We start from the raw sequence: 301 nt of genomic DNA on the forward strand, positions 1-301 counted from the left end.
GGATCGCGACGCTTCCGGAATCGATCGAGGTCGGCCAGATCGAGCTGCGCGAAGCCGTCGAGAACGGCCAGCGCATCACCCGGCATGCGGTCGTCACCGACGGGCGCGAGCTCGTCGCCGGCGGCACGGTCGGCATCCGTCGCATCCATCAGGTCGCTTCCGCGACGCTGTCCAGCTTCGAGATCCGCACCGACGAGGATGCCGAGCTGCACGCGGTGATCGTCTACCCCGCTGACGCCACCCTGATCGCTCCCGAACTGCCCGACGGCTACGAGGCCTCGACCGAGCCGCCTGAGTGAGC

The 301-nt window shown here is 69.1% G+C and carries 1 protein-coding gene; it reads left to right on the forward strand.

Annotated elements, in window-relative coordinates; genetic code table 11:
- Window positions 1–299: hypothetical protein (locus KI686_RS16320; RefSeq protein WP_237590375.1), on the forward strand; the 299-nt coding region annotated here is incomplete at its 5' end.
- Window positions 300–301: the final 2 nt, after the last annotated feature.

It is taken from the genome of Polaribacter sargassicola (assembly GCF_021991835.1).
In the GTDB taxonomy this organism is placed as follows: Bacteria; Bacteroidota; Bacteroidia; order Flavobacteriales; family Flavobacteriaceae; genus Polaribacter; species Polaribacter sargassicola.